Origin of the sequence: Mesorhizobium sp. M0518, assembly GCF_040321125.1 — a bacterium.
Lineage (GTDB): Bacteria > Pseudomonadota > Alphaproteobacteria > Rhizobiales > Rhizobiaceae > Mesorhizobium.
This window is the reverse complement of record NZ_JAMYQY010000016.1, coordinates 67,614-93,994: the sequence shown is the minus strand read 5'-3', so window position 1 is coordinate 93,994 and position 26,381 is coordinate 67,614. Positions and strand designations below refer to the sequence as shown.

Annotated in this window: 24 protein-coding genes; 10 read left to right on the top strand and 14 right to left on the bottom strand. The window is 62.4% G+C overall.

Annotated features, from left to right (window positions below):
* The first annotated feature begins 42 nt into the window (after nucleotides 1-42).
* Entirely contained in the window at nucleotides 43-459 is a 417-nt protein-coding gene (locus NKI66_RS22450; RefSeq protein WP_352753003.1) for a VOC family protein, read from the top strand.
* A 23-nt stretch (nucleotides 460-482) separates the two neighbouring features.
* Here NKI66_RS22450 and NKI66_RS22445 read toward each other — a convergent pair whose 3' ends face one another.
* Nucleotides 483-1,733: an NAD(P)/FAD-dependent oxidoreductase gene (locus tag NKI66_RS22445; RefSeq protein WP_352753001.1), complete on the bottom strand. Its 1,251-nt coding sequence runs from the start codon at nucleotides 1,731-1,733 to the stop codon at nucleotides 483-485.
* 113 nt (nucleotides 1,734-1,846) lie between these two features.
* The gene (gene epmA, locus NKI66_RS22440; protein ID WP_352752999.1) at nucleotides 1,847-2,887 is read right to left on the bottom strand and encodes an EF-P lysine aminoacylase EpmA; all 1,041 of its coding nucleotides are present in this window, start codon (nucleotides 2,885-2,887) and stop codon (nucleotides 1,847-1,849) included.
* A gap of 117 nt (nucleotides 2,888-3,004) precedes the next feature.
* On the opposite strand from epmA, the gene efp reads away from it, so the two are divergent.
* Nucleotides 3,005-3,574: an elongation factor P gene (efp, locus tag NKI66_RS22435; protein ID WP_128304774.1), complete on the top strand. Its 570-nt coding sequence runs from the start codon at nucleotides 3,005-3,007 to the stop codon at nucleotides 3,572-3,574.
* Between the two features lie 47 nt (nucleotides 3,575-3,621).
* On the opposite strand, the gene NKI66_RS22430 is transcribed toward efp, so the two are convergent.
* Complete coding sequence (locus NKI66_RS22430; protein WP_352752996.1) at nucleotides 3,622-4,488, bottom strand: hypothetical protein; 867 nt, start codon at nucleotides 4,486-4,488, stop codon at nucleotides 3,622-3,624.
* A gap of 122 nt (nucleotides 4,489-4,610) precedes the next feature.
* Here NKI66_RS22430 and NKI66_RS22425 point away from each other — a divergent pair, with 122 nt between their 5' ends.
* The 3 genes from NKI66_RS22425 to NKI66_RS22415 all read left to right on the top strand — a co-directional run bounded on the left by NKI66_RS22425 (nucleotide 4,611) and on the right by NKI66_RS22415 (nucleotide 7,724).
* The gene (locus NKI66_RS22425; RefSeq protein WP_352752994.1) at nucleotides 4,611-5,915 is read left to right on the top strand and encodes a hypothetical protein; all 1,305 of its coding nucleotides are present in this window, start codon (nucleotides 4,611-4,613) and stop codon (nucleotides 5,913-5,915) included.
* 303 nt (nucleotides 5,916-6,218) lie between these two features.
* Entirely contained in the window at nucleotides 6,219-7,037 is an 819-nt protein-coding gene (locus NKI66_RS22420; protein ID WP_352752992.1) for a hypothetical protein, read from the top strand.
* Nucleotides 7,038-7,181: 144 nt separating this feature from the next.
* Nucleotides 7,182-7,724, top strand: coding sequence for a dihydrofolate reductase family protein (locus NKI66_RS22415; protein ID WP_352752990.1), 543 nt, complete (start codon nucleotides 7,182-7,184; stop codon nucleotides 7,722-7,724).
* A 41-nt stretch (nucleotides 7,725-7,765) separates the two neighbouring features.
* Here the strand turns inward: NKI66_RS22415 and NKI66_RS22410 are convergent, their stop codons facing one another.
* From NKI66_RS22410 to NKI66_RS22390, 5 genes are all read right to left on the bottom strand, one after another.
* The gene (locus NKI66_RS22410; protein ID WP_352752988.1) at nucleotides 7,766-8,629 is read right to left on the bottom strand and encodes a patatin-like phospholipase family protein; all 864 of its coding nucleotides are present in this window, start codon (nucleotides 8,627-8,629) and stop codon (nucleotides 7,766-7,768) included.
* Entirely contained in the window at nucleotides 8,626-9,966 is a 1,341-nt protein-coding gene (locus NKI66_RS22405) for a M16 family metallopeptidase (RefSeq protein ID WP_352752986.1), read from the bottom strand. The genes NKI66_RS22410 and NKI66_RS22405 overlap by 4 nt, the downstream gene beginning before the upstream one ends.
* A 4-nt stretch (nucleotides 9,967-9,970) precedes the next feature.
* A complete protein-coding gene (locus NKI66_RS22400) occupies nucleotides 9,971-11,359 on the bottom strand; it encodes a M16 family metallopeptidase (RefSeq protein ID WP_352442467.1) in 1,389 nt (462 codons plus the stop codon).
* A 302-nt stretch (nucleotides 11,360-11,661) separates the two neighbouring features.
* A complete protein-coding gene (gene rsmD / locus NKI66_RS22395; protein ID WP_352752984.1) occupies nucleotides 11,662-12,216 on the bottom strand; it encodes a 16S rRNA (guanine(966)-N(2))-methyltransferase RsmD in 555 nt (184 codons plus the stop codon).
* On the bottom strand, nucleotides 12,213-14,225 hold the full coding sequence (locus tag NKI66_RS22390) for a pseudouridine synthase (protein WP_352461310.1): 2,013 nt from the start codon (nucleotides 14,223-14,225) through the stop codon (nucleotides 12,213-12,215). The genes rsmD and NKI66_RS22390 overlap by 4 nt, the downstream gene beginning before the upstream one ends.
* Nucleotides 14,226-14,407: 182 nt before the next feature.
* On the opposite strand from NKI66_RS22390, the gene NKI66_RS22385 reads away from it, so the two are divergent.
* On the top strand, nucleotides 14,408-14,857 hold the full coding sequence (locus tag NKI66_RS22385; protein WP_352752982.1) for a nucleoside deaminase: 450 nt from the start codon (nucleotides 14,408-14,410) through the stop codon (nucleotides 14,855-14,857).
* A gap of 40 nt (nucleotides 14,858-14,897) precedes the next feature.
* On the opposite strand, the gene NKI66_RS22380 is transcribed toward NKI66_RS22385, so the two are convergent.
* Together NKI66_RS22380 and ileS are read right to left on the bottom strand one after the other, a co-directional pair.
* Nucleotides 14,898-15,578: a hypothetical protein gene (locus NKI66_RS22380; protein ID WP_023813543.1), complete on the bottom strand. Its 681-nt coding sequence runs from the start codon at nucleotides 15,576-15,578 to the stop codon at nucleotides 14,898-14,900.
* A 206-nt stretch (nucleotides 15,579-15,784) separates the two neighbouring features.
* Nucleotides 15,785-18,778 (bottom strand): isoleucine--tRNA ligase, encoded by a 2,994-nt coding sequence (gene ileS / locus NKI66_RS22375; RefSeq protein ID WP_352752980.1) that lies wholly within the window; start codon nucleotides 18,776-18,778, stop codon nucleotides 15,785-15,787.
* Nucleotides 18,779-18,821: 43 nt separating this feature from the next.
* Between ileS and NKI66_RS22370 the strand changes: the two genes are divergently transcribed.
* Nucleotides 18,822-19,079, top strand: coding sequence for a hypothetical protein (locus NKI66_RS22370; RefSeq protein WP_127257956.1), 258 nt, complete (start codon nucleotides 18,822-18,824; stop codon nucleotides 19,077-19,079).
* Here NKI66_RS22370 and NKI66_RS22365 read toward each other — a convergent pair.
* A complete protein-coding gene (locus tag NKI66_RS22365) occupies nucleotides 19,069-19,875 on the bottom strand; it encodes a MipA/OmpV family protein (protein WP_023813541.1) in 807 nt (268 codons plus the stop codon). The genes NKI66_RS22370 and NKI66_RS22365 overlap by 11 nt on opposite strands.
* A gap of 194 nt (nucleotides 19,876-20,069) precedes the next feature.
* On the opposite strand from NKI66_RS22365, the gene NKI66_RS22360 reads away from it, so the two are divergent.
* Nucleotides 20,070-20,624: an HdeD family acid-resistance protein gene (locus NKI66_RS22360; RefSeq protein ID WP_023813540.1), complete on the top strand. Its 555-nt coding sequence runs from the start codon at nucleotides 20,070-20,072 to the stop codon at nucleotides 20,622-20,624.
* Between the two features lie 18 nt (nucleotides 20,625-20,642).
* On the opposite strand, the gene NKI66_RS22355 is transcribed toward NKI66_RS22360, so the two are convergent.
* Nucleotides 20,643-21,623 carry a bifunctional riboflavin kinase/FAD synthetase gene (locus NKI66_RS22355; RefSeq protein WP_023813539.1) on the bottom strand — a complete coding sequence of 327 codons (981 nt, stop codon included), beginning with the start codon at nucleotides 21,621-21,623 and terminating at the stop codon, nucleotides 20,643-20,645.
* Nucleotides 21,624-21,629: 6 nt separating this feature from the next.
* Nucleotides 21,630-22,490 (bottom strand): TIGR01459 family HAD-type hydrolase, encoded by an 861-nt coding sequence (locus NKI66_RS22350; protein WP_023813538.1) that lies wholly within the window; start codon nucleotides 22,488-22,490, stop codon nucleotides 21,630-21,632.
* 230 nt (nucleotides 22,491-22,720) lie between these two features.
* Between NKI66_RS22350 and NKI66_RS22345 the strand changes: the two genes are divergently transcribed.
* Together NKI66_RS22345 and NKI66_RS22340 are read left to right on the top strand one after the other, a co-directional pair.
* Entirely contained in the window at nucleotides 22,721-24,706 is a 1,986-nt protein-coding gene (locus tag NKI66_RS22345; RefSeq protein ID WP_023813537.1) for a TadE/TadG family type IV pilus assembly protein, read from the top strand.
* A gap of 131 nt (nucleotides 24,707-24,837) precedes the next feature.
* The gene (locus NKI66_RS22340) at nucleotides 24,838-25,470 is read left to right on the top strand and encodes a LysE family translocator (protein WP_023813536.1); all 633 of its coding nucleotides are present in this window, start codon (nucleotides 24,838-24,840) and stop codon (nucleotides 25,468-25,470) included.
* A 39-nt stretch (nucleotides 25,471-25,509) separates the two neighbouring features.
* Here the strand turns inward: NKI66_RS22340 and NKI66_RS22335 are convergent, their stop codons facing one another.
* Entirely contained in the window at nucleotides 25,510-26,379 is an 870-nt protein-coding gene (locus NKI66_RS22335) for a LysR family transcriptional regulator (protein ID WP_164892996.1), read from the bottom strand.
* Nucleotides 26,380-26,381 lie beyond the last annotated feature (2 nt).

Here is a 26,381-nt window from a genome sequence, read left to right as displayed (position 1 = left end):
TGTGACGCAAAATCGGTTCGCAGCCTGCACGGAGCATTTTCGATGACGCCTTTCCATCTCGCCTTTCCGGTCCGTGATCTCGATGAAACCCGCGTTTTCTATGGCGAGGTGCTGGGCTGTGCGATCGGCCGTTCATCCGCGACCTGGGTGGATTTCGACCTCTACGGCCACCAGATGTCGGCGCATCTGCGGCCGCAGGCCGCACAGGCCCCCAGCGACGGCAAGGTCGACGGCATTGTCGTGCCGATCCCGCATTTCGGCGCCGTGCTGTTGATGGACGACTGGCAGAGCCTGGCGGCACGGCTGGAGGCGCGCGACGACATCGACTGGCTGGAACGGCCGATGGTGCGTTTCAAGGGCGAACCCGGCGAACAGGCGACGCTGTTCATCCGCGATACCTCGGGCAATGCCCTGGAATTCAAGGGCTTTCGCTCGCTGGAGCAGGTTTTCGCGCACTAGCTCAGATCGATGACATCGGTCGATCAACGGCCGAAACGGCCCGCCGCGAAAGGTGCGAGCCGCGCTGGATCGCCGCGTCCGCCGATCAAATCGGCGACCAGCCGCGCGGTGATCGGAGCCAGCGTCAGGCCGAGATGGCCGTGCCCGAAAGCATGGATTATGCGGGAGCTGCCGCGCGAAGCGCCGATGACCGGCCTGGAATCCGGCAGGGACGGCCGGAAGCCGAGCCATTGCGAGGCAGGCGAGCCGAGCCCGGGAAAAATTTGCCTGGCGCCACGGTCAAGCAGCGCCAGCCGGCGCGGATTTGGCGGCGCGACCAGGCCGCCGAGTTCGACGGTGCCGGCGACCCGCAAGCGGCCAGCCATCGGCGTCAGGTAGAAACCAAGATCGACGGGACAGACAGGCCGGTTGAGCAGCGGCGCGTCGGTGTGGAATTCCAGATGATAGCCGCGCTCGGTCTCGAGCGGAATCCTGTCGCCGGCCTGCGCGGCCAGTGCGCGTGACCGTGCACCGGCGGCGATCACCACCGTGCCAGCCTTGATGCGAACGCCGGGGCCGCTGAGCTGGACACCGCCAGCCTCGACCTGCAGCCCGGTGATCTCAGCCTGCTTCACCGATGCACCACGGGCGCTCACCGCGCCCAGCAACCGCCGCATCACCATTGCCGGATCGGTGACATTGATCGAGTCGGGAAAATACACGCCATGCGCTGCTGTCGCCGGCAGGCCCGGCTCAAGTGCCGCCACCTCTTCCGGAGTCAGCACCTCTTGGTGGATGCCAAACCCAGCGCGCATTGCCCGGCCGCCGGCGCCAGCGGCAAAATCGCTCTCGCGGCGATAGAGGTAAAGACAGCCATTGCGGCGCAGCAGATCGTCCAGATCGGCCTCCCCAGCCATTTCCTCCCAGGCCGGGAGGGCGTCGGCCAGCAGTCCGGCGAGCGCCAGCGCATTGGCCCGGGTGGCCGCCGGCAGCGACTGCCGCATGAACCGAACGAGCCATGGCGCCAGCTGCAGCAGCGCCGGCCAGCGCAGCGAAAACGGGCTGTCGGGATCAAGCAGCAGCTTTGGCAACGCCCGCAGCACCGCAGGAGTGCCGACCGGCATGCAGGCATATTCGGCGATCGTCCCGGCATTGCCGAACGACGCGCCGGAGCCCGGCTCGTTCGGATCGATGAGCAGAACTTCGCGGCCGTCCGCGACAAGGCGAAGTGCCGTCGCCAGCCCGACAACTCCGGCGCCGACAATGGCGATTTCGACCGTTTCAGAAGCAGCCACTGTGGATCTTCCCGATTGACCTTGAAATCCCGTACCGATCATGTGGTCTCTTGGTTCGGGGTCACGGTCCAGTCTTGATCCCTGGAATCGAATAGGCCAGATCTTTCCGCGCCTCAGGCGACCGGCGTCCAGATCACGTCCTCGATCTTTTGCGCGCCGGTTGCCAGCATCGCCAGCCGGTCGAAGCCGAGCGCGATTCCGCTGGCCAGCGGCATGATGGCAAGGGCGGCAAGAAAATCCTCGTCCAGCGGATAGCGCTCGCCATAGATGCGCTGTTTCTCATCCATCTCGATGACGAAACGCCGGCGCTGCTCGTCGGCGTCGGTCAGTTCGCCAAAGCCGTTGGCGAGTTCGACGCCGCAGCAATAGAGCTCGAAACGCTCGGCGACGCGCGAGTCGTTCGGGCTCGGCCGCGCCAATGCCGCCTCGGCCAGCGGATATTCGCACAGGATGGTCGCGCGCCCCTGCCCGAGCAACGGCTCGATTTTTTCCACCATCACCCGGCTGAACAAATCGGCCCAGCTGTCGTCGGGCGCAGTGCGCAGGCCGGCCTGGGTCAACGCCGCATACAGCGCGTCGCGATCGGTGCTGCCGTCGGCGGCGACCGTGGCCAGCAGGTCGATGCCGGAATAGTGGGTGAAGGCGTCCGCCACCGTCAGCCGTTCGGGCTCGGCAAACGGATCGCAGTCGCGGCCCCGGAAAGAGAAAAGAGTCGCCCCTGCCCTTGTCGCGGCCAGCGCCAGAAAGGCCGCGCAATCCAGCATCAGGCTCTCATAGGCCTCGCCCACCCGATACCATTCGAGCATGGTGAATTCGGGATGGTGCAAGGGGCCGCGCTCACGGTTGCGGTAGACCGGACCGAAGCTGAAAATCCTGACTTCACCGGCGGCGAGCAGCTTCTTGCAGGCGAATTCCGGCGAGGTGTGGAGATAGAGCGGCGTCCTTGCACCGTCCGGCCCGACCGCTTCCGTGGCGAAAGCCGCCAGATGCGCCTCGTTGCCGGGTGAGACCTGCAGGGCCGCCGTCTGCACCTCGACGAAATCATGGGCGGCGAACCAGTCGCGCAGGCTGGCGGCGATGCCATTGCGCAGCATCAGCCGCGGGCGGCGGTCGGCGTGGACATGCGGCGTCCACCAGGGCGAAGCTTCGGTCATGGGGCTCAGATCATGGTGGAAGGGGGCTGGCGGCGGCGGCCAAGATGCGCTAGGCCCCCTTCCAGCGCCGCACAAGCCGGCAAACGCCAGTCAACTCTTCTTGCAGGATTTAAAACCGTGGTGAAAGTCATCGCCAGTTCGCTCCGCAAAGGCAATGTCGTCGACAGGGACGGCAAGCTTTATGTGATCCTCTTTGCCGAAAACATCCACCCAGGCAAGGGCACGCCGGTGACGCAGCTCGACATGCGCCGCATCGGCGACGGGGTGAAGGTTTCTGAGCGCTACCGCACCACTGAACAGGTGGAGCGCGCCTATGTGGAAGAGCGCGAGCACACGTTCCTCTATCGCGACGGCGAAGGCTTTCATTTCATGAACCCGGAAAGCTACGACCAGGTGGCGGTATCGGAAGCCGTGGTCGGCGACATGGCGCCCTACCTGCTGGAAGGCATGGCCGTGCAGGTGTCACAGTTCAACGGCATTGCGATTTCCCTGGTGCTGCCGCAGCGCGCCACCTTCGAAGTGGTGGAAACCGAGCCCACGACCAAGGGACAGACGGCCTCGTCGTCCTACAAGCCCGCCGTGCTGTCCAACGGCGTGCGCACCCTGGTGCCGCCGCACATCGCGCCGGGCACCCGCGTGGTGGTGATGACGGCTGACGGGGCGTATGTGGAGCGGGCTAAGGACTGAGAGGGGCGGGCTAGTGAAGGCAAGCTAGACTTGGGTTACTACCTTATCTAAACCTTCGACGGCCCTTCTCGAATTGCTGTTTGGCGTTTATTTTTCGCCCCGGCATTGAAGCCGTGAGTGGCGGCCAGAATCAGTGGCCCGAAACGTTTCTCAAACTCCTCCCAAAGTTGATCATAGAGACTATCGAGCAAACGAACGAGGCGCCGCGTTGCGCGATTGAAATCGCGCTGGAGTTCAACAAGGGCTTCCTTAAAGAACCGCGTGACATTGATACGCCGACCAAACTGGTCCTCGCCTTTTATACCTTGAAACCGATGCTCGAACAGCGCAGCCATCCGAAACGTCTGATCGTCTTGCGTAAAGTCGCGTTCTACGCCCTGATGCACCCGAAAATTCCGCTCAGTTCTCAGTCGCCCTTGATCAACGAGCATGTCGTCTAAGATGGCGGCCACATCCGGGACGACGCCTTTCTTGCGCAACGCCTCGCTTGTACAATTTCTGACCTTAACGCCGCATTGGAAGACCTGATTCGTGAGGAGAAGCGCGCAGTCAACGACTGAGACATAGCGTACAAGAAATACGTCAAGCGCGATCGTAAGCCATTCATAACGAGATACGGGAAAGTCACGAAAATTCGTTGGAAGCGGTTCTGGCCAAAATAGGTCACCAACAAGATTTAGTGATTCAACGCGCGCTGCCAAAGCATGTAGATATTCGTTCGTTTCGAGAGCATACTTGCAGTCGGGATGCTTGTTTACCTCCTCCCAGCTGTCGAAATTCATATTGACGATGCTGAGGCCGTAGATGCGGCCGATAAATGGATGGTAGTCCGACTGCAAGATGTATCGGACAAGCGACGCCGAGCGCGCCCGCCTCGGCTTGGAGAATTCCTCATCAATTGTTTTAGAATGCATCACGAGTATTGCTTCCCGGCTGTCTCTGACACTGTATAATTCTTCGAGGAACCCATAGCATAAGTGATGGGCGCCGGGGTATCCTGTGCTGAGCGAGCAGAAAACGTGCGGCGGAGGGGTAAATGTCTATTCGAAGGATCGCACTCAGTGCGCTGGTCGTGAACCGTGCGAACGATCGACATGGAGAGCTTGAAAACGAAACCGCTGCTATCGCGCAACTCTTCGCGTCGCAAGAACAACACATGCGCAATTTGGCGAAGGATCTAGCCGCCAAGGGCGAGGTTTTTGAGCCACCGCTCGTATTCCCCGACGGCGACAAATTCGTTGTTGCCGACGGCAACCGACGTACTACCTGCCTGAAACTACTATCCACGCCGCGCCGCGCACCGACCGTGGAATTGCAACAGTTCTTCACGGAGTTGCGCAAGCAGTGGAAAGGTAAGTTCCCCGATAAGATCGAGTGCCGGGTCGAGACTGACCGCGACCGCGTAGATGACATCCTCTTCCGCCGCCACATCGGCGTTCAAGGCGGCATAGGGCAAAGCAATTGGAACGATCGGATGAAAAACAATTTCGTCATCCGAACAGGGAAGAGTAATGGGCTTCATGTCGCCGATGAGATCGAGGCAAAGCTAAGGTCGGCGAAAATGCTGCCTAGCAGGAAGATTCCTCGATCCAATATGAACCGCCTACTCTCGTCCGAATCATTGCGCAATCGGTTGGGAATTTCGGTTCGTAAGGGAAAACTAGAGTTCATCCGCGAAGAGCAGGCGACGCTCCGTGCCCTGCAGCGCGTCGCCAACGATCTCGCCGCTCGAACCATTACCCTCGACGACATCTGGGACACGGAGGCTAAGCTCGAATATATAGATGACCTCGACCGTGAAGGCGTACTGCCGACAGTGGCGCCAAAGTCCAAGCCAGTTCAAGCCTCGGTGTCGATATCAACGCACCCGGCACCTCAGAAACCTAGTCCGGCCAAATCCGCACCTTGGCCGCATCTCATCCCTCAAGTGAACTATGGGGTGACGTGGGCTGCACACCTCCAGCGCCATCGTGAAATTTGGGAAGAACTGCAGTTTAAGCTGAAGCTCTCCGATCACCCCAATGCAATCTCAGTACTGCTTCGCGTTCTGCTTGAACTCTCTATCGACAATTATATCAAGGAAAAATCACTGACTTCAGTCCATGAGAACGACAAGCTGGCCCAAAAAGCGGCGAAGGTTGCAGAAGATATGTATGCTAACGGCAAACTAGATAAGAAGTACCTCGGGGAGATAAATAAACTCAAGCATGGTGAAAAACTCATCTCGATGGATACACTGAATCGCTACGTCCATTCACCGAATTTCAACGTCTCGCCAGAGCATCTAAAAATGCTATGGGGCACGCTGTCAACGTTCGTAGTCCTCTGTCTTAGTGCTTAAAGCCTGAGCGCCAACGTGGGGTTTGAAGGCCGACGACCCTCGTTGCTGGTTTGCCCAAGGGTATGGAGGCGCTGAACGATGACACTTGTTGCAGGTCTGAGTGTGGGAGGGCTACCTGCATTCATCGGTGACTTACTCGTCTCGTGGCGGATCCCATCCGCGGTTGATTTGCCGACCCAGCATCGGGAGGGAGTCTACCCCGGACTAGGAGGGGACCACGCTGCCGGCCTTGCTCAGAAACTAATAATAGTCCGACCGTATCTAATGCTTGCTTGGGCCGGAGAGCGCGCAGAAGTAGATCGGATGATCCGCGAAATCGATGATGCGTTACCACTAGATGAGTCTGATTTGCGCGACCCCGAGATAATCCTAGAAATTCTTGACACGTGTGGCGCAAATACCGAGCTGGTTGCGCTGCTGATATCGGCTGAAGCAGTCTACCCGTTCTGCGTCCGTACACGCGGGTTTGAGCTGGGCAACAAGCGGATCTATCTCCTTGGTAGCGGCGCATCAGACTTCTTTGCGTATTTGCAAGCGCACCCCGACCTTTTACCAAATCAGGAGCGAGCGGACGGCTTAGTTGCCCGGGCAATCATGCTCCGTTTCGCAGCGCGGGCCATGGTTCTGCAGCTTAAAATCGGAACAGGAATCCGAGATTCGTGGGGCGGGGGCTTCGAAGTCGCCTTCCTTGACAGAGACGGGTTTAGAAAGATCGGCAATCTCATGTTCAGGGCATGGATGGTTGACGAGGAAGGTGGATACCACAATTCCGGGCGATCGTTCTTCTTGCGGTACTACGGGCAGGATCTTCATCTGAGTTGGTTCAACCCAGGGGAAAAGACCTACGTGGTCCGGTCTCCTATCGGCAAACCACTTGAGGTGCCAGAGTATGAGGAAGTGCGTCCCGAATGGGTGCTCGATGTTTTTGTGATGAAGAAGAACGGTTCGTTTGTCGAATTTGCACGCTTCCAGCCTCCCCATCGGCCAGCCTCGGATCGAGTTCATTTGGAGAATGGGTTGCTGGTTGGTTGGGCTATGGATCAGCAGTATGTCGAGCAATGTGTAAAGAAAGCGGTCAAAGCAGCTGACAAAGGTGCGCACTTTGAGATGATCCGCTACTGAGAACGTTGCGGATTATCGGGTGACGACGGTTAGCGAAGACTTACTTCTGGCATCGGCCGAAGAAACAAACCGCCGCGGTATTTTCTCATGGAGTGTAGCAAAGGGCCTGCGCGGTTCGTCCTCTGACGGAAAAGGGAGAGCGCCATGCCAAAACTCATCGTCACCGAATTCATCAGCGTCGATGGCATTGCCGAGGTCGAGAAGCTGCCCAGCGTGACCTGGAACGACGAGATGAACAGGTTCAAGGAAGACGAGCTTGCCGATAGCGGCGCCATGCTTTTGGGGCGCTCGACCTATGAGATCTTTGCCGGCTCCTGGCCCACGGAAACCGGAGATTTTGCCGACCGGTTCAACGCGCTGCCGAAATATGTCGCTTCGGCCAGCCTGAAGGCGCTCGACTGGAAGCCGGCCGAATTGCTGAAAGACCCCCTGCCGGAAGCGGTCAGGACGCTGAAGCAAGGCAGCGGCGGCAACATCTATGTGCATGGCAGCCTCAGCGTCGCGCAGGAATTGCTGCGCCACGGCCTGGTCGATCGCCTCAGGCTGCTCAGCTATCCAGGCACCGTCGGCCGGGGTAAACCGCTGTTCCCAGCCGGCGAGCCGGTCCGGCTCGAACTGATTTCGGCCACGCCGTTCAGCAACGGCGTTGTGGCGCTGGAGTATGCGCCTGTGGTGGCAAAGTCGTGAATCGGTTGGAGCCTTTCAGATCGAATGGGGAAGATGCATCCTCACCCGACCTGCTTCCCCCGCCTCCTCTTGATGGCGGCACTATTCCTCGCCTCAACCACCTTCTCCACCTGCCGCTTCAGCTCGTCCTTGATGTCCACCGTCTCGTTCATCAAGGCGTCGATCTTCAGGAAATCGAGGACGCGGTATCTTGAGACCGCAGGGCGGACCAGGATGTCGGGGCGGCATTGTCTCAGCTTGTTGGCGGTGATCGACTGCATCATCAATTGCGTGGCGCCGAACATCAGGTCGACGGAGGTCGGCTGTTTGCGGTCGGCCTCTTCCGGCGCGCCGACGACGTCGACGCCGATGATGATGTCGGCGTCGTTTTCGATCAGGTCGAACGGCACGGGGTTGTAGATGCCGCCGTCAATCAGCAGCCTGCCGTCGCGCGTCACCGGCCGGAACACGGCGGGGATGGCCGCCGAGGCCGCCAGCGCCGAGTGCAGGTCGCCGTCTTCGAAGACAGCCAGCTTGTGGCCGAAATAGTCGGTTGCCGTCACCTTGAGCGGGATTTTCAGCTCGGCGAAGGTTTCGGGAATGGCCTCGGGCAGAAAGGCTTTCAGGATGCGCTCGACATTGAACTGGCTGACGCGGACCTGCATGGCTTCGGCGATGGTGCCCGGCCGCGCCCGCCACATGCGGCTCGCCACTTGGGCGCGGCGGCCGAGGATCGAGCGGGCATAGTCGTGGATGTCCTTGCCGGTCATGCCTGATGCCATGCCGGCGCCCATGATGGCGCCGATCGACGAGCCGGCAACCGCCACCGGTCTGATGCCCAGTTCGTCCAGCGCCTCGATGACATGGATATGTGCCAGCCCGCGCGCGCCACCGCCGCCGAAGGCTATGCCGAAGGTCGGGCTCATCCCTTGCCGGCTCCGGCCAGTTTCGGGCCGATGACCATGATGGTCGGCTCGGTGGTCAGCAGCTTCCTCGCCGCCGCCTTGACCTGGTCGAGCGTCACCGCGTTGATGTAACCGGTGCGGCTCTGCATATAGTCGATGCCGAGATCGTCGAGCTGCAGTTCGACCAGCGTCGAGGCGATGGCGCTGGACGAGTCCAGATTGTTGATGGCGTAGGCGCCGATCATGTATTTCTTGGTCGCCGCCAGTTCCGCTTCGGTCGGGCCTTCTTCGGCCAGTCGCTTGACCACGTCGCGGATGATGCCGAGCGTTTCGGACGCACGGTCGGAGCGGGTGCCGGTGCTGACGATCAGCGCGTTGGCGTGGTCCTGGTTGATGAGCGAGGAGTTGACGCTGTAGGCCAGCCCGCGCTTTTCGCGCACTTCCTGGAACAGGCGCGAGGTGAAGGTGCCGCCGCCGAGGATCTCGTTCATCAGAACGGCGGGGAAGAAATCCGCCGCCTTGCGCTCCACGCCGGGAAAAGCGAGCTGTAGGGAGGTCTGCGGCAGGTCGTAATCGACCTCGATATGCTGCGCCAGCTTTGGGTCGATATCGGCCACTGGCCTCAGCGCCTGGTTTTGCGGCAGGTCGCCGAACACCATGTCGAGCTTCTTCTTCAGCGTCTCCGCGTCGATGGCGCCGACAACGGCGACACGCAGGCCGCCGCGCGCGAACACCGCTTTGTGCAGGGCTTTGAGATCGTCGGGCGTGATGGTGGCGATGCTTTCCTTGGTGCCCTGGTCGGAGCGGGAATAGGGATGATCGCCATAAAGCGCCCGCGCCCATTTGTTCTGCGCCACCGTGTCGGGATCATTCTCGCCGGCGATGATGCCGGACAGGATCTGGGCGCGGATGCGGTCGATCGGCAGCTGGTCGAAGCGCGGCTCGTTGACCGCCAGCCGCAACAGGTCGAAGGCCTGGTCGCGCTGCTCGGCCAGCATGCGCATCGAGCCGTAGATGCCGTCGCGGCTCTCGTCGAAGCTCATCTCGGCGCCGGCATCGTCGAGCTTGATCTGGAAGTCTTCGCTGTCGAGCGGGCCGGCGCCTTCGTCGAACAGGCCGGTCATCAGATTGGCCAGTCCCTCCTTGCCGACCGGATCCTGCGTCGAGCCGCCGCCGAAGACGAAGCGGATGGCGACGACCGGCACGGAATAGTCCTCGACCAGCCAGGCGGTGATGCCCTTTGGCGAGGTGACGGACTGGATGTCCATGGCCCGCGCGGTGAGTGCCGGCAGGATGAGGAAGAGGATGGAGAGGAAAAGGGTGGTGAGGGGTGCGCGTACCGCGTTCGTGCTCGTCATCAAATCAATTCCCCGCCTGTTGCTGCGGCAAGAGATAGCCGGTGGTCGACCGTGCGAGCACGAGATAGCGCGCGGCGACGGCCTTGACCTCGTCTGTCGTGACCTTGCGGATGCGGTCCGTCCACTGCTGGACGTCCTGCACATTGCCGCCGGTGGCCAGCGTCGAGCCGTAGATGTTGGCCATGGAATCCTGCTTGTCGCGGGCAAAGATCATCGACCTGACATAGCGGTCCTTGGCCTTTTCCAGCTCCGATGGCGTGACGCCATCCTTGACGATGCGCACCACTTCGGCATCGACCGCCGCTTCGACGTCGGAAATCTTCGCATCGCCGCGCGGCGCGCCATAGACGGTAAAGTTGGTGTCGTCGAGCATGGTGCCCTGGAAAAAGGCGCCGGCGCTGGATGCGATACCTTGCTGGACGACGAGCGCCTGGTAGAGCCGACTGCGATTGCCGCCGCCAAGAATCTCCGCCAGGAGGTCGAGCGCTTCCGCCTCGCCCGGCTTGCCGGTGTGATAGGACGGCACCACCCATTGGGTGGAAAAGCTCGGCACGCTGACGCGGGCATCGGCGAGCGTCACCGTGCGCTTGGTGTTCTGCTCCGGCTCGACCGGACGGATGCGCGGCGGCAGATCGGGGCCGCGTGCCACCTTGCCATAGGTCTTTTCGGCCAGCGCCCGCACCGTGTCCGGTTCGACATCGCCGGCGACGATCAGCACCGCGTTGTTGGGCCGGTAATATTTGTCATAGAAGGCAACAGCGTCGGCGCGGTTCAGCTGCTGCATCTCCTGCATCCAGCCGATGACCGGGATGCGATAGGGCTGGTTCTGCCACAGCGTCGCATCGACCTCCTCGTCCAGCACGGCCTCGGGGCTGTTGTCGATGCGCGAGCGGCGCTCCTCGAGGATGACATCGCGCTCGGTCTTGATGACATCGTCGGTGAGAATGAGATTGCGCATGCGATCAGCCTCGAAGCTCATCATCAGCTCGAGCGCCGACGGCGCCACTGTCTCGTGGAAGGCGGTGTAGTCGTAAGAGGTGAAGGCGTTGTTGGAGCCGCCGATATCGGAGATGGCGCGGTCGAACTCGCCCGCCGCATGGTTGGTCGTTGCCTTGAACATCAGATGTTCGAAGAAATGCGCAATGCCGGATTTGCCGGGCGGCTCGTCGGCGCTGCCGATCTTGTACCAGACCATGTGGGTGACGATCGGCGCACGGTGGTCGGGAATGACGACCACCTCCATGCCGTTGTCGAGCAGGAAATCCGTGACCTTGAACTCGGCCGGAACCGTGTTGGGCAAGACGGGGCTCTCGGCCAGCACCGGGCTGGTCATGACAAAAGCCAAAGAGGTCGCCAACAGCGTTCCCCGCAGCCATTCAATCCTGGATGTCATCAACGGCTCCGGTTCTGTCTGCAGACGATAGGCAAGGTATTGGCGACAAGCAAAGTTAATTGTTGGTCATTTTAGAGGCGGTGCTCGGTTCCTCGCCCCCATGAAGCGGGGGAGAGGTGGCTCGGCGAAGCCGAGACGGAGAGGGGGTCTGCGCCGACGAGCCGAGGAAAAGCTGGCCTGACCGTCTCGAAAGCCGTCGAAGACTACAGTTTCGCACAACCGACCCCCTCTCCGGCCGCTGCGCGGCCACCTCTCCCCCAATGAAGGATTGGGGGAGAGGAACCGCCAATCGCGAAGGCGTATCAGGCCGCTTCGATAAAGCGGATAACGGTCTCGCCATAGTTGCGCTCGTCCAGCACCGAAAAACCGGGGCCCGGCTCGAAGGGCGCCACTGCCGCCTCCTCGACCACGCACAGCGCGCCAGGGCGAAGCCAGCCGCCGGCTTTCGCCGACTGCAAGGCGCGCTCGCCAAGACCCTTGCCATAGGGCGGGTCGGCAAAGACGAGGCCGAACGGCGCCAGCGTGCCCGCTTCGCCAAGGCCGGTGGCATCGCGGCGGAAGATCTTGGTGCGGCCGGTCAGGCCGAAGGCCTCGACATTGTCGCGGATCAGGCCACGGCCTTCGGCCGATTCCTCGATGAAGACGCCATAGGAGGCACCGCGCGACAGCGCCTCAAGCCCCAGCGCACCGGTGCCGGCGAACAGATCGAGCACGCGCGCACCGTCCAACTGCGCGGCAAAGCGATGCGCCAGCACGTTGAAGACCGCCTCGCGGGTGCGATCGGTCGTCGGACGGATGGCGCTCGAACGGGGCGCCGCCAGCGGACGCCCGCGAAACTCACCACCGACGATTCTCATCTCGCTTTGGGGCCTCGGGGACCATTGCGCGGACGCTCACCGCCGCCGGCCCCGCCCGGACGTTCGCCTCTCGGCTTGCCGAACGGCTTGGCACCGGCCGGTTTGCCATAGGTCGGCTTGAACGATGCCTTGCGCGCCTTGGCTTCAGCTGCTTTGGCGGCATCGGCGTCGGCCCTGCCCTTGCCGATCGGCCGCGCGCCCGGTGCCATCCAGACATTGGCCTTGCGCTGGCCGGGCGGCTCGATCGGCCGCTGCTCGCGCTCGGACTTTTTGCCACCACGTGGCTTGTCACCGAAGCCGCCGCGCGGTTTGTCGCCAAAACTGCCGCGTGGCTTGTCGCCAAAGCTGCGTTCGGGACGCGGGCCGCGTTCGCCAAAACTCTTCTCTGCGCTTCTGTCGGGACTTGTCGACAGCTTGCCCAGAGCCTCGTCGCGGCTGCCTTCGCGGCGCTTGCGGTTCTTGATCAAACCGCCCTCGCCGATCGGGCGGCGCTCACCGTCGCGGGTGAATTTCGGCCGCTCCGGCTCCGGCTCGCGAACTTCGGTGCGCCGCACCGGCTTGTTGGAAAACGGCTTGGTGACATCGGCGTCGAAATTGGCGCCGGATTCCTCGACCAGGCGCTCGCCGAGCTGGTCACGCAGCACGCGCCCCTTGATCTCCAGCACATGGCCCTCGGCGAGGTCATCGAGCTGGAATGGCCCGTAGGAGATGCGGATCAGCCGCGTAACGTCGAGGCCGAGCGAGCCGAGAATGTTCCTGACTTCGCGGTTCTTGCCCTCGCGCAGACCGATCGTCAGCCAGGCATTGGTGCCTTGCTCACGGTCGAGCGTCGCTTCGATGGCACCGTAGAACACGCCGTCGACGGCAATGCCTTCACGCAGGCCCGCAAGCGCGCTTTCCTCGACCTTGCCGTGGACGCGCACCCGGTAGCGACGCAGCCAGCCGGTGGCCGGCAGTTCGAGCACGCGCGACAGGCCGCCATCATTGGTGAGCAGCAGCAGGCCTTCGGTGTTGATGTCGAGCCGGCCGATGGTCATCAGCCGCGGCAATTCAGCCGGCAGCACGTCGAAGACGGTCTTGCGGCCCTCGGGATCGCGGTTGGTGGTGACGACGCCGGCCGGCTTGTGGAACAGGAACAGCCGGGTGCGCTCGATCGGCGGGATTTCCATGCCGTCGAGATGGATGATGTCATCAGGCATGACGTTGAAGGCCGGTGAAGTCAGGGCGCGGCCATTGACCTTGACGCGGCCGGCGGCGATCAGCTCCTCGGCATCGCGGCGCGAGGCCAGGCCGGCGCGCGCCAGCCGCTTGGCGATGCGCTCGCCTGCCTCTTCCGCGCCCTCGGCGGGACGCGGGCGTGGCTTGAAGCTGCCACCCGATGCGCCTTGCGGCCGATCGCCAAAGTCGCGCTTGGGGCGGTCGCTGAAATCGCGCTTGGGGCGGTCGGCGAAGTCACGCTTCGGGCGATCGCCGGCGTCGCGCGGCGCGCGGTCACTGAAATCACGCTTGGGACGGTCGAAACGCTTTTCGCCGCCCGCTGCCGCCGCAGCCGGGCGATCGCCTCGGGGGGCATAAGGCTTGCGCGGCCCCTCGCGCTTTTCATAGGGCTTGCGCTCGCCTTCGGCGGCCACCGGGCGATCTCCACGGGGCGCATAAGGCTTGCGCGGCCCCTCGCGCTTTTCATAGGGCTTGCGCTCGCCTTCGGCGGCCATCGGGCGGTCGCCGCGCGGTGCGTAGGGCTTGCGCGGCCCTTCGCGCTTCTCAAAAGGCTTCCCTTCGGGTCGCGGGCCTTTGCTGAAAGGCTTGTCGCCGCCCTTGAAATCGCGCTTCGGCCGCTCGCCATCGGCGGCCATCGGCCGATCGCCACGCGGTGCGTAAGGCTTCTTGGCGCCAAAGGACGGCTTGCCGCCCTTGCCGGCGGCGCCATCACGGCTGCGCGGTCCCGCGGCTTTCGGCCCACTCTTGGCCGGACCCTTCCTGGGTCGGAATTTCTTGTCGTTGTCGTCCATGTGGCCTTTATCCGTTTGCGCTGCTACAGCGTGGCGCATCCTTTCGGGCGCGCAACGAACGCTGTAGCACTTTTGATGTGGCGCATGATCATTTTCGAAAACCGAGTCCCGATTTTCGAGGTCCTGCGCTCCATAACAGGATCACCGTCAGGTGGCGAGGAGATAATCAGAGTGGAAATCGCGTGAAGCGGCCCGATTTCATGGCGCTGGCGCTGAAGGCGGCCGAGGCTGCCGCCTTGCGAGGCGAAGTGCCGGTCGGCGCCGTCATCGCCAATGGCGCTGGTGTTGTCGCCAGCGCCGGCAACCGCACACGCGAACTTGCCGACCCGACCGCGCATGCCGAGATGCTGGTCATCCGCGAAGCTTGCCGCAAACTGTCGGCCGAGCGGCTGACCGGCCATGATCTCTATGTGACGCTGGAACCTTGCGCCATGTGCGCCGGCGCAATTTCCTTCGCCCGGCTGCGCCGGCTTTATTTCGGTGCCGCCGACGACAAGGGCGGCGCGGTGGTCAATGGCGTGCGCTTCTTCGCATCGCCAACCTGCCACCACAGGCCCGACATCTATCCAGGCATGGGCGAGACCGAGGCGGCCTTGTTGCTCAAAGGATTTTTCCGGGAACGGCGCGGCTGAGCCGGGCGCCCTTCGGCAAGAAATAAGAAAGAAGCGGTTTTTACAGGGACGGCATCCAGTCGAACCAGCCGCTGCCCTTCTTGCCTTCCGCCTCTTTCTTGAGACGGCGTTCCTTCTTGTACTCGTCCTCGCCAAGCTCGTTCTGCGGCGCCGTGCCGGCCGCGACACGATACTGCACTGGAGGCTCGCTCAGATATTTGCGGGTGTTCGGATCGCCCTGCTTGCTGTCGGCAAGGCGGCGCTGGATCTCGGCGGCGCGACCCTTGTCGGAATCGGCCGGTGTCCATGCCGGCGGGTGGCTCGAGCCTGATTCCGCCATTGCCCTCTTCACCGAGGCCGGATCGGTCTGCACGTCGTCGACGATCTCCGACTGGTAAGCCGGGTCGTTCTGATGGGCGGTGGCGTCGGCGCGCAGGCGGGCGCGGCGCTGCTCGGGCGATTCGGGCCATTCGGCGCTCGCCGTCTCGATGCTGTCCTGCGGGGCCGGCAGCGCTTCCTTCTGGCCTGGCGCCGGCTTCACAAGCGTCGGACGCGGCTTGTAGTCGATCTGTTCCTTGCGCTTCGGCGCGAATGAAAAGGCACCTGAAATATCGCCGGCCAGCTGTTCGCCGGCGGTCTTGTCGGTGCCGTAGGTCGGAGAGCCCATGCAGCCGGACAAAGCGAGGCCCGACGCGACAAGCGGCGCCAGCAGCGCCAAGCGCGCGTTATATCTCTCGGTCATGCCAAAAAGTCCCACTCTAGACAGCCTCTCGATTGCCGCCGGCCTTGTGGCCGGTCCCCATCGTCCAAGCACTTGCGACGGAAATCCGGCGACAATTTGTCTTCCGGAGTTTCGCGTGTTTACCTCAACCACTCGTTAAGGGCAACGCGCGGGCGGTTTTCGCCCGCCCGGCGTGGCATTTGTGCACCGATCCAGCCGACTAACCGTTAAAGTCGGCCAAGCGTCTTCAATTCATGCAGCACCGCCGCATCCCTAGCCGAAACATCCGGGAATTCCGGATCCTGGCCGACATCGGCGGTGTAGCGCCAGGAGCGTGCACATTTTAACAGGCCACGATCCTCGGCCTTCTCGACCACCACGGCGACACCCTTGACGTCGTCGATCGCGAAGGCACCAGCCGGTGCCTCGCCATGAGCGATGACCAGATCGCTGGTGATCGCCATCTCGGCCATGTCGACATCTGAAATCGCCGCTTCGAGCGCTGCGTCGTTGATTGTGACGACCGGCACCGCTTCCAGCGACGATCCGATCACCTTCTGGGCGCGCGCGATCTCCAGCGCGCCGGTGACGACGCGCCGCACTTGCCGCACCTGGCGCCACTTTTCCGCCAGCGCCTCGTTCTTCCAGTCCGCCGGGATTTGCGGGAACTGGTCGAGATGCACCGAGACGGCGTCGGGATGACGGTCAAGCCAGGCCTCCTCCGTGGTGAAAGGCAGCATCGGCGCCAGCCATTTCACCAGGCAATCGAAGAGATGGCGCACCACCTGCACCGAAGCCTTGCGCTTCAGGCTCGACGGCGCGTCGCAGTAGAGCGCATCCTTGCGGATGTCGAAATAGAACGCCGACAGCTCGACCACCATGAAATCGAGCAGCATGCGGGTGATGCGCTTGAATTCAAAGGCGTCGTAGCCCGAACGCACGACCTCATCGAGCTCGGCCAGCCGGTGCAGCATCAGCCGCTCCAGCTCCGGCATTTTCTCCATCGGCACCTCTTCGCCATCGTCATGGGCAAGCGTACCCAGCATCCAGCGGATGGTGTTGCGCAGCTTGCGGTAGGCGTCGATGTTGGTCTGCAGCACGTTCTTGCCGAGCCGCTGGTCCTCCCAGTAGTCGGTCGTCACCACCCACAGACGCAGTATGTCGGCGCCCGACTGCTTGATGACGTCCTGCGGCACGACGGTGTTGCCGAGCGACTTCGACATCTTGCGGCCATCCTCGTCCATGGTGAAGCCATGGGTGACGACGGTGTCGTAAGGCGCCCTGCCCCTGGTGCCGCAGCTCTCCAGCAGCGACGAATGGAACCAGCCGCGATGCTGGTCGGAGCCTTCGAGATAGACGTCGGCTGGCCATTTCAGGTCAGGACGATCCTCCAGCGTGAAGGCATGCGTCGAGCCCGAATCGAACCAGACGTCGAGGATGTCCATCACCTGCTTCCACTTCGAAGCGTCGTGATTGCCAAGGAAACGCTCCTTGGCATCAGCCGCGAACCAGGCGTCGGCGCCTTCCTGCTCGAAGGCGTCCATGATGCGCTGGTTGACCGCCTCGTCCTTCAGCACATTGCCGTCGGCATCGGCGAACACGGCGATCGGCACGCCCCAGGCGCGCTGGCGCGACAGCACCCAGTCCGGGCGCTCCTCGATCATGGCGCGGATGCGGTTCTGGCCTGCGGCGGGCACGAAGCGGGTGTCGTCGATGGCCTTGAGCGCCCGGCTGCGCAACGTCGAGCCATCGCCGAGGTCCTTGTCCATGTAGACGAACCATTGCGGCGTGTTGCGGAAGATGATCGGTTTCTTGGACCGCCAGGAGTGAGGGTAGCTGTGCTTCAGCCGGCCACGCGCGAACAGCGCGTTGCGTTTGATCAACTCGTCGATGACGGCCTGGTTGGCGTTGCCCTTCTTGCCATTGTCATCGATGACGCGTGCCGGTCCACCCTCGCGGTCGGGGCCGAACCCCGGCGCGTCCTTGGTGAAGAAGCCGCCATCGTCGACGGTGAACGGGATGCCGGGATCGATGCCGCGTGCGCGCAGATCCACCGCCGCGTCCATCCAGGCGTCAAAGTCCTCGCGGCCGTGACCGGGCGCGGTGTGGACGAAGCCGGTGCCGGCATCGTCGGTGACATGGTCGCCGACGAGCATGGGCACATCGAAATGATACCCTCCGTTTAACGCAAAAAACGGATGATCTAACGTTACGTTGGCAAGTTCCTCGCTTGTCACGGTGCGAAGTCGCTTAAAATTCACCTTGGCTTTGGCTGCGCTTTCATCGGCAAGCGCGTCGGCAAAGACCAGCTTCTCACCGGGCTGAGGGCCAAAGTCATTTTCGGCTGCCACGATCTCGTAAAGTCCGTAGGCAATGCGTGGCGAATAGGCTACCGCCCGGTTACCCGGGATCGTCCAAGGCGTTGTCGTCCAGATGACAACTGAAGCATGGGACAAACTGTGCGGCGGCTTTACGACAATTTTCCTGCCAGTTCGCTCACCACCTTCGTCCTCGACGTGTAAAATCGTATCCCCATCAGCAGACTGGATCGGAAACTTCACCCAGATCGTGTCGCTCTCATAGTCGTGGTACTCGATCTCGGCCTCGGCCAGCGCCGTACGCTCGACCACGCTCCACATCACCGGCTTGGAGCCGCGGTAGAGCTGGCCCGACATGGCGAATTTCAAAAGCTCGCCGGCGATCCGCGACTCGGCATGGAAAGCCATCGTCGTATAGGGATTCTCGAAGTCGCCGATGACGCCGAGGCGCTGGAACTCGGCCCCCTGCACCGTGATCCAACCTGCGGCGAACTCACGGCATTCCTTGCGGAATTCGTTGACCGGCACCTCGTCCTTGTTCTTGCCCTTGGCGCGGTACTGCTCCTCGATCTTCCATTCGATCGGCAGGCCGTGACAGTCCCAGCCGGGCACATAGTTCGAGTCGTAACCGCGCATCTGGAACGAGCGGGTGATGACGTCCTTGAGGATCTTGTTCAGCGCATGGCCGATATGGATGTTGCCGTTGGCGTAGGGCGGGCCGTCATGCAGCACGTATTTCGTGCGGCCGGCAGCGCTCTCGCGCAGCTTGCGGTAGAGGTCCATGTCCTGCCAGCGCTTGACCAGCAGCGGCTCCTTCTCCGGCAAGCCGGCACGCATCGGGAAATCCGTCCGCGGCAGGTAAAGCGTCTTGGAATAGTCGATCGTTTCAGTTGTATCGGTCATTGGTCTGCCATGTGCATTGCCCGGCGGCAAAAGAGCTCGGGCGTTGAACTATACTTTTGCGCATGTCGTTTTCCCAAAACCGGGGCCACTTTTGGGCGACATGCCTGATGATCTGGAAAAAGCGCGAGAGGCCGCGCGCAGAATTCCCGGCGGTTCCGGCGACCCTCAGGCCGCCCGGAACACCGGGCCGGTAATTCGTATCGTCAGCACGCGAAGGCGCGAAAAGCTCGTCATTGGTGGGCTTTTAGCGGAGATAGACGCAGGAATAAAGCGTCTCTCGTTCGATTCACCTACATCGTGAAATCGAAGCGGTAGGTGGTCGACACGCCAATCATAAACTGGTTGCGGTCGCCACGCTCCTTGACCAGGCTGGAATCGGCCGCCGGTCCCATCAGGCGCGAATATTCGCCAAACAGGCTGGCAGTCATCGGCTCGGTCACCTTCCAGGTGATAGCGCCGCCGAGGCCGGTCGATTTCAACCCGCCACCGGGATGGTATTCGCTCAAGCCCGAGGCCACCGCTTCCTGCGCGTTGACGCCATAATAGGCGTCGAAATAGTTGCCTGAGGCGAAGGAAACACGCGGTCCTCCCGAAATCCTGACGGTCGGCGTCACGTCGTAAAAGGCGTCGGCGGCGATGTCGGCGACAAAGCCGTTGTGGGCGCGAATGCCGTGGCGCAGCTCGGCGCGGGCGCGCAGCCAGTCCGTCGGATAGAATTCGAAGAAGCCGCCGACTTCGCCGCCCCAGCGCACCGGATCGAGGCCCTTCAGCTCATCGGCGTTGTCATCGTCGCGGGAAAACAGGAACTTGCCGGTCAGGCCGGCGCGGACACCGCCATCATCGACCAGCGCCAGCGAGATGTTGTCGTTGCGCGAGACAAAGCGGGCGGCAGGTCCGGCCTTGCCCAGCGAAATGATCGGCGAGGCGCTGAGCAGGTACTTCTTGCCGCCCTCGAAATTCGGCGCCACCATGCCAGTGGCGCCAACGGTCAGATACCAGTCGCCGGACAGCCAGCTGCCCTCGCCCGCATTGGCAACGCCCGCGCCACCCAGCATCGCAGCGGCCAACACCAGAGAGATTCTTCCGACCGGACTCATGGCCACTCCACTAACACAACACACACGGTTACCGACGACAGCTTTGACGGCCGTTTGGTAAAATTTGATTTAAACCCGAGACATACGCTCGCGCTTTGCCGCGATCCGGCTGCCGGTCATCGACTGGACGTTGGCCCGCGCCCGGATTACCTTCCATTCGCAGTATTCCGCAGCCCTCGATGGAGACCGCGACAATGACCCTGCATGGCGACGCCTTGAAAATCGCGATCGAACAGACACGGACAAAATGGGGATGGTTTGTCGCGCTCGGTGTGCTGCTGCTCATCTTCGGCGGCATTGCCTTTGCCAATCTGTTCGTCGCCACGGTGGCTTCCGTCTACGTCGTGGGATGGCTGATGCTGATGGCGGGCATCATCGAGATCGTGCATGCGTTCGGCGTCAAGACCTGGAGCCGCTTCTTCTACTGGCTGCTCAGCGGACTGCTGTACGCCGTTGCCGGCTTCTTCGCTTTCGGCAATCCGTTGCTTGCCTCGGCGGTGCTGACGTTCCTGCTGGCGATCGCGCTGGTCGCGTCAGGGGTGCTCAGGGCCTGGGTCGGCTACAGCCATCGGCCGGAACGCGGCTGGGGCTGGATCGTCGCCGCCGGTGTCATCAGCGCCCTTGCAGGTCTGATCATCGCCATGGGCTGGCCGGTCAACAGCCTGTGGGTGCTCGGTCTGTTCCTTGCGATCGATCTGATCTTCCAGGGCTGGACCTTCATCGCCGTCGGCCTCGCGCTGAAAAAATAGCCGGGATCACGCCTGGACTCAAAAAGCCATGGCCGCGTCGAGATCGGAGAGCGGCTTGACGCCGGCAAGCAGCGCGCGTGCCTCGGCTTCATCGCGCTTCATCTGCGCGACCAGCGCATCGAGCCCTTCGAACTTCACCTCCGGGCGCAGGAAACCGAAGAAGGAAACCTGACAGACCTCGCCATAGAGGTCTTCGGAGAAGTCGAAGACGAAGGTTTCAAGCAGCGGCGCGCCATTGTCGTCGACCGTCGGGCGACGGCCGAAGCTGGCGACGCCGTCGTGAAGCGTGCCGTCGGCGCGGCGGAAGCGGACGGCATAGATGCCCTCCTTGAGTGCGGCTTCAGCCGACAGCCTCATATTCGCGGTTGGAAAGCCAAGGGTGCGGCCAAGCTGCTGTCCGCCGACCACCTCGCTTTCGACGGTGAAGCGGTAGCCGAGCAGACCGGCGGCTTCAGCCACCTCGCCCTCGCCCAGCAATCCGCGGATGCGGCTGGACGACACCACCTCGGCGCCCTCGTCCCGGAAGGCGTCGACGAGCGTGACGCCGAAGCCATGACGTTCGCCGGCCGCCATCAGGTAGGCCGGGCCGCCTTGACGATCCTTGCCGAAGTGGAAATCGAACCCGGTCACGGCGTGGGTAATGCCAAGGTTCGTTTCCAGCACATCCGTCACGAACGCTTCCGCCGACAGCGAGGCGAAGTCGCGCGTGAACGGCTGTTCGACCAGCGCGGCAAAGCCCAGCAGCGACAGGAGCCTCGCCTTCATCGGCGGCGGCGTCAGCACGAACAACGGGATATCAGGCCTGAAGATCTTGCGCGGATGCGGTTCGAATGTCAGCACCAGGGCCGGCACTCCACGCCGTCCGGCCTCGGCAGAGGCCCGCTCGAGCACCGCCTGATGGCCGCGATGGACGCCATCGAAATTGCCGATCGCCACCACGCCGCCGCGCAGGTCGGCGGGAAGCGGCGCGGTTGCCAGGATGCGTTGGAAGGCTGCCATCGTCACCTACCGAAGTCTGGGAATGACGGCCACCGGACCATAGCCATGCTTTTCCAGGAACGCCGCCAGTCTTGCCGGGTCCGGGTACAGGGCATCGCCATAGTCGCGGGCATGGATGCCGCCGGAGACATAAAGAACATCGAAGCCATTGTCGGCGGCGCCCTTCACATCGGTCATCATGCCGTCGCCGATGGCCAGCACCTGGCCGCGCTCGACCGGCTGGCCAAGAATCTCGGCGACCTCTTTCATCGCGAGATTGTAGATCGGCGCGTAAGGTTTTCCAGCGATCAATGTGCGGCCGCCGAGCTGGGCGTAGTCACGCGCCAGCGCGCCGGCACACCATATGATGCGTTCGCCGCGCTCGACCACGATGTCGGGATTTGCGCAGATGAAAGGCAGGTTCCGGGCGCGCAGCCGCCGCAGGAGCTCCGTGTAATCCTCGGGGTTTTCGACCTCGTCGTCGAACAGGCCGGTGCAGACGATGCCGGACGCCTCGAACTCCTCGACAAGCTCGACGTCGAGACCTTCATAGAGGGTGAAGTCCCGGTCGGCGCCGATATGGAAAATCTTGCGCGGCCCTTCGGCGATCAGATCCCGCGTCACGTCGCCTGAGGTAACCACCCGGTCGTAGGCTGACGGTGGAACACCGATCGCGTTCATCTGCGCCACGACATCGGCACTTCTGCGCGGCGAATTGGTGATGAGGACGACGGGGATTTTCGCCTCTCGAGCCCTTGCCAATGCCGAGGCCGCCGCCGGGAAATGCGTTTCACCATTGTGCACCACGCCCCAGACGTCGCACAGGATTGCCGAATAGGCCTTCGACACGTCTTCGAGCGAGCTGATGATTTCAGGCGAATCCGCCATGCCGTTTCCTTCAGTCATGATCGTTGCGATCGCCGCGACCGACGGTTCGCCGCAGCCGGTTCGGATTAGCCGAACCGCCCCGGCCTGTCATCAGCTTTCGCCAGGCACGATTGGTTAGCGGTTGGTGAAGCGCTGCCCCGGCAATCGAGCGATTTCCCAAACACGGCCTTCAGCGTTTTGTGGAAAGCTGGCATTGATCGAGAATCCGCCGGCGGGGGCCGCTGCAAGACATGCATGGACTTTGGCGTCAGTTCTGCCGCGACCAACGCGGCAACTATGCTCTTATGACCGTCGTCGCGATGGTTCCGCTCATGGGCGCCCTGGCGATGGCCGTCGACTTCACCGAGATGAGCCGCGAAAAACAGGCGGTTTCGAATGCGCTCGATGCCGCAAACTTCGCCACGGCGCGCCGGCTGACGGAAGGTGCTACCGACGACCAGTTGAGAGCCTATGCGCTCGATTTCTTCAATGCCAACCTCAACAAGATCAACCCTGCCAACACGACGCTCAGCGTCACCTTGCCAAGCAACACCGCCGGCGGGGGCTTGCTCAAGATGAGCGCGCGGCTTGACTACAAGCCCTATTTCTATCCGGTCTTCGGTCAGCTCGTCGGCAAATCCGAAACCGACGCCAACCAGAAGATCAGCTTCAACGTCTCCTCGGAAGTGCGGCTGAAGAACACTCTTGAAGTCGCCCTGGTGCTCGACAATTCCGGGTCGATGACCAAGACCGGAACGGGCTCGGGGCAAACGCGGATCGACCTTCTCAAGACCGCGGCCAAACAGCTGGTCGACACGCTGGCCCAGCAGGCGGCGATGATCAAGCAGGTCGACAGGCCGGTGCAGTTCGGCCTCGTGCCGTTTGCCGCCTCGGTCAATGTCGGACCCGGCAACGGTAACGCGTCCTGGATGGACACCGAAGGACTGTCGCCGGTATCGAACGAGAATTTCGACTGGTCGACGCTGAACGCGGTCGACAAATACGCCCAGCAGACCAACGGTATCTGGTACAAGCGCGGCACCGGATGGGGTACCGGCGAAGGCCAGATGCTGACCCGGTTTTCGCTCTACCGAGACATGAAGGTCGTCACCAACCATGAGCGTGTCACCAACAGCAAGCGCGTGGTTTGCGACGAATACAACTCGAACAACACCTGCAAACGCGACCACGACGAATACGACTACATCGATTCCTATGGCCCGTTCGCCAGTTGGCAGGGTTGCGTCGAGGCCAGGCCCTATCCCTACAATGTCAACGACGCGGCGCCTTCCGGCGGCTCTGCGAACACCGGCATAGGGATTGGCGATCCGGCGACGATGTTCGTGCCGATGTTCGCCCCTGACGAACCCGGCAACCATTGGAAGATCACTCAGGATCCGGATGAGGCCGCGCCGACGGCCTATGGCGCTATCAACAGCTGGTGGAATGACGACCCGACAAGCAGCACCGGCCAATCCCGGTTGCGCAACATGGCCAAATATTTCCAGCCGCGGCCGATCAATGCGCCGGCGCTGGCCGCCGGCAACGGGCCGAACTACAGCTGCTCCACCAACCCGATCACGCCGCTGACCGATGTCAGCGTTGCCACTGGGCTCACGGCGATCAAGGCCGCGATCGACCTGATGAAGCCCGATGGCGGCACCAATGTTCCCGAAGGCATCGCCTGGGGATGGCGCGTGGTTTCGAGCGGCGAGCCCTTCACGCAAGGACGCCCGGAAACCGAGAGGGGCAACGACAAGGTCGTGATCGTGCTGACCGACGGCGCCAACACCTACTACACGCCTTCCTCGCTCGGCTATTCCGACCCCGCCGATTCGAAGTCGACCTATGCGTCCTTCGGCTATCTCAAACCCGGCTACAACGGCACGTCGGTGGGCCGCCTGTTCATGGGCACATCGAGCACCATTGGCCAATTCGATTATTCTAACGGCAATTATACCAACGCGCTCAACGAGCAGATGGCGACGCTTTGCAACAACGCCAAGGCAGCCAACATCATGGTGATGACTGTGGCGCTCGATCTGTCGACGACTAAAATCGCCGACCAGCAGGCGATCGAGGCGCTGAAATCCTGCTCGTCGAACTCGCGCTTCCGCAAGGATCCAACGGACGCGAGCAAGCCGGCAAAACTGTTCTGGAACGCCACCGGCGCCAGCTTGTCGAACGATTTCAAGGAAATCGGCAACGAACTGTCGAACCTGCGCGTCGTCGGCTGATCCGTAGGCACCGGCGGCTAGCTGGAACAACGGCTGGCGCCGCCATGCACTTGCGCGCGCCTGCCGGGACAGGCACATGTTGGCCGCCTGCCGGATCGTGCATCCATTCGCGGCGCGCTGGGGAAGAACAGATGCCCGAAACGGCCAATCATCTCGCCTTCGCGCTGGTCTGCCTCGGCATGGTGCTGACGCCTGGCCCCAACATGATCTATCTGATCTCGCGTTCCCTGTCGCAGGGGCCGAAGGCGGGGCTCATCTCGCTTGGCGGCGTGGCACTCGGCTTTGTCTTCTATGTGCTGGCGGCGGCGTTCGGCATCACCGCGCTGCTGCTCGCCGTGCCCTACGCCTATGACGCGCTGCGCTTTGCCGGCGTGCTCTATCTCCTGTGGCTGGCCTGGCAGGCGGTGAAGCCGGGCGGACGCTCGCCGTTCGAAGTGCGCGAATTGCCGAGGGACAGGCCGCGCAAGCTTTTCGCCATGGGCCTGATGACGAATCTGCTCAATCCGAAGGTGGCCGTGCTCTATCTGTCGCTGTTGCCGCAGTTCATCAGCCCCGGCAAAGGCCACGTCCTGTCGCAGCTACTGGTGCTCGGCGCGACGCAGATTTCGATCAGTCTCAGCGTCAATGCCGTCATCGCGGTGACGGCCGGCTCGATCGCCACCTTTCTCGCCGGACGGCCTTTGTGGCTGGTCATCCAGCGCTGGATGATGGGCACCGTGCTGGCGGCACTTGCGCTGAAGATGGCGACAGAGGCGCAGCGCTGAATTCGCCTTGGACGATGATCGCGAGCTGAGCTAGAAACGTCAGGGCGCCAGCAGCTGCACGAATTTCTCCGCGGCTGGCGAACGATTGGCCCTTGCAAGACTGACAACGAGCAGCCGCCTCTGAACACAAGGAACAATGGGAATTCGACACACGCGAGCGTCTCCTTCCGGAGTGGAAAGCTCAGGCATCAGTGTCACACCGATCCCCTGCGACACCATTTCCACCAGGGCAGCCGTATCGCGAACCGTAAGGACAACCTTAGGCGAGATGTTCACGGATGCGAAGAGCTGACGGATGACCGGCTCGCAACCAGAGCCCGACATGATGAAATTCTCGTCGGCCAGGTCGCACAATTTGACGCGCGCCGTCGCTGCTAGCGGGTGGTCGCAAGCAGCAAGAAAGACGAAATCATCCTCCAGGACTACATCCCCGACAGTTTCGGCTGATTGTTCGGAGGTCAGGCCGACGTCAACGACTGCTGTTTCAACCCATTCCAGAACCTCATGATCGGTTCCTTCCAGCAAAACCAGTTCGACGCCGGGGAAAAGCCGCTGGAAGCGGGCAAGTATTTGCGGCAGCAAACGCTCTACCGCGCTTGCCACGCTTCCAATGCGCAACCGCCCGGTCTGAGCGCCTGAAGCTGCGGCGCTCCTTTGCTGGATTCGCTCGATGGCCAGAACGGCCTCTCGCGCATCCTGAAGCACTGCTTGTCCAATTTCCGTCGGAAACACCCCGTTCTTGCCGCGAACCAGAAGCTTCACTCCAAGAACGCCTTCAAGGCTTCTCATCGCCTGGCTTGCGCCCGACTGCGTCATGCCGATCCGCGTAGCGGCCGTCGAAAAGCTCGCGTCTTCGACAATCATGGTCAGGACCCGCAGCTGAGCGAGAGTGATATTAGTGATAGTCATGA

What these genes read in the sequence shown, in the direction of transcription:
- NKI66_RS22450 (WP_352753003.1), top strand. Translation starts at nt 43, where the DNA reads ATGACGCCTTTCCATCTCGCCTTTCCGGTCCGTGATCTCGATGAAACC.
- epmA (WP_352752999.1), bottom strand. Translation starts at nt 2,887, where the DNA reads ATGACCGAAGCTTCGCCCTGGTGGACGCCGCATGTCCACGCCGACCGC.
- NKI66_RS22430 (WP_352752996.1), bottom strand. Translation starts at nt 4,488, where the DNA reads ATGCATTCTAAAACAATTGATGAGGAATTCTCCAAGCCGAGGCGGGCG.
- NKI66_RS22425 (WP_352752994.1), top strand. Translation starts at nt 4,611, where the DNA reads ATGTCTATTCGAAGGATCGCACTCAGTGCGCTGGTCGTGAACCGTGCG.
- NKI66_RS22420 (WP_352752992.1), top strand. Translation starts at nt 6,219, where the DNA reads ATGATCCGCGAAATCGATGATGCGTTACCACTAGATGAGTCTGATTTG.
- NKI66_RS22415 (WP_352752990.1), top strand. Translation starts at nt 7,182, where the DNA reads ATGCCAAAACTCATCGTCACCGAATTCATCAGCGTCGATGGCATTGCC.
- NKI66_RS22410 (WP_352752988.1), bottom strand. Translation starts at nt 8,629, where the DNA reads ATGAGCCCGACCTTCGGCATAGCCTTCGGCGGCGGTGGCGCGCGCGGG.
- NKI66_RS22405 (WP_352752986.1), bottom strand. Translation starts at nt 9,966, where the DNA reads ATGACGAGCACGAACGCGGTACGCGCACCCCTCACCACCCTTTTCCTC.
- NKI66_RS22400 (WP_352442467.1), bottom strand. Translation starts at nt 11,359, where the DNA reads ATGACATCCAGGATTGAATGGCTGCGGGGAACGCTGTTGGCGACCTCT.
- rsmD (WP_352752984.1), bottom strand. Translation starts at nt 12,216, where the DNA reads ATGAGAATCGTCGGTGGTGAGTTTCGCGGGCGTCCGCTGGCGGCGCCC.
- NKI66_RS22390 (WP_352461310.1), bottom strand. Translation starts at nt 14,225, where the DNA reads ATGGACGACAACGACAAGAAATTCCGACCCAGGAAGGGTCCGGCCAAG.
- NKI66_RS22380 (WP_023813543.1), bottom strand. Translation starts at nt 15,578, where the DNA reads ATGACCGAGAGATATAACGCGCGCTTGGCGCTGCTGGCGCCGCTTGTC.
- ileS (WP_352752980.1), bottom strand. Translation starts at nt 18,778, where the DNA reads ATGACCGATACAACTGAAACGATCGACTATTCCAAGACGCTTTACCTG.
- NKI66_RS22365 (WP_023813541.1), bottom strand. Translation starts at nt 19,875, where the DNA reads ATGAGTCCGGTCGGAAGAATCTCTCTGGTGTTGGCCGCTGCGATGCTG.
- NKI66_RS22360 (WP_023813540.1), top strand. Translation starts at nt 20,070, where the DNA reads ATGACCCTGCATGGCGACGCCTTGAAAATCGCGATCGAACAGACACGG.
- NKI66_RS22355 (WP_023813539.1), bottom strand. Translation starts at nt 21,623, where the DNA reads ATGGCAGCCTTCCAACGCATCCTGGCAACCGCGCCGCTTCCCGCCGAC.
- NKI66_RS22350 (WP_023813538.1), bottom strand. Translation starts at nt 22,490, where the DNA reads ATGGCGGATTCGCCTGAAATCATCAGCTCGCTCGAAGACGTGTCGAAG.
- NKI66_RS22345 (WP_023813537.1), top strand. Translation starts at nt 22,721, where the DNA reads ATGCATGGACTTTGGCGTCAGTTCTGCCGCGACCAACGCGGCAACTAT.
- NKI66_RS22340 (WP_023813536.1), top strand. Translation starts at nt 24,838, where the DNA reads ATGCCCGAAACGGCCAATCATCTCGCCTTCGCGCTGGTCTGCCTCGGC.
- NKI66_RS22335 (WP_164892996.1), bottom strand. Translation starts at nt 26,379, where the DNA reads ATGACTATCACTAATATCACTCTCGCTCAGCTGCGGGTCCTGACCATG.